General features: G+C 77.0%; 2 protein-coding genes. Both read left to right on the forward strand.

What is annotated here, in order from left to right; all coding sequences use genetic code 11:
* The coding region (locus AB0G16_RS30390; protein WP_362812556.1) for an acyl-CoA dehydrogenase family protein at window positions 1–689 on the forward strand (689 nt) is incomplete at its 5' end.
* Window positions 686–1,045, forward strand: a 360-nt coding sequence (locus AB0G16_RS30395) for an LLM class flavin-dependent oxidoreductase (RefSeq protein WP_362812559.1), incomplete at its 3' end; no start/stop codon positions are given. The genes AB0G16_RS30390 and AB0G16_RS30395, both read left to right, overlap by 4 nt.

Here is a 1,045-nt window from a genome sequence, read left to right on the forward strand (position 1 = left end):
CGGAGACCGCTGCCCCGGAGACCGCTGCCCCGGAGACCGCTGCCCCGGAGACCGCTGCCCCGGAGACCGCTGTCCCGGGAACCGCGGACCCGGGGACGGTGAACCCGGGGACGGTGGATCCGAAGGCGGTGGAGCCGGGGACCGCGGCCCCGCGGACCGGGGGCCTCCCGGCGGGGGGCGTGGTCAGGCTCCCGGTCGCGACGGCGCCGGCCGTCCGGGCGGTCACCGTGGCGGTCGCCGCCCAGCTCGTCGGGCTGGCCCGGCACCTGCTGGACGCGAGCGTCGCCCACGCGCTGACCCGCAGGCAGTTCGGCGTCCCGATCGGGTCGTTCCAGGCGGTCAAGCACCTGCTCGCCGACGTCGCGGTGGCCGTCGAGTTCGCCGCACCGCTGGTCTGCGCCGCGGCCGTCGCGGTGGACCGGGACCTGCCGGCCGCCGGCCGGGACGTGGCCGCGGCCAAGGCGGGCGCCGGAGAGGCCGCCGAGCTGGCCGCCAGGACGGCGTTGCAGGTGCACGGCGCGATGGGCTACACCGAGGAGCTCGATCTGCACCTGTGGCTGGCCCGGGTGTGGTCCCTGTCCGCCGCCCACGGCGGCACCGCCCTGCACCGCTCGCGCCTGAGGACCGCGATCCTCGGCCCGGCGGGAGGGTGGGGAGGCGACGACGAGGAGCCAGGGAGGGTGCGATGAGATTCGGTGTCCCGCTGGGACTGCTCCACCCCGACGCGTGGCGGGACGTCGCGGTCGCCGCCGACGAGCTCGGGTTCGAGTCGGTGTGGCTGCCCGAGCACCTGGTGTTCGCCACCGACCTGTCACCGGCGGTCTACCCGGGGACCGACAGGCCGGGCATCTCCCCGCGCACCCCCCTGTTCGACGCGCCCGCCTACCTGTGCTGGCTGGCCGGGCTGACCTCGCGGATCCGGCTCGGCACCGCCGTGTACCTGTACGCGCTGCGGCACCCCTTCGTCTCCGCCCGCGCCTTCGCCACCCTGGACCGGGTCTCCGGCGGGCGCGCCGTCTGCGGGGTCGGCGCCGGATGGTACGAG

The sequence above is a fragment of the Streptosporangium sp. NPDC023615 genome (assembly GCF_040640155.1).
GTDB lineage: Bacteria > Actinomycetota > Actinomycetes > Streptosporangiales > Streptosporangiaceae > Streptosporangium.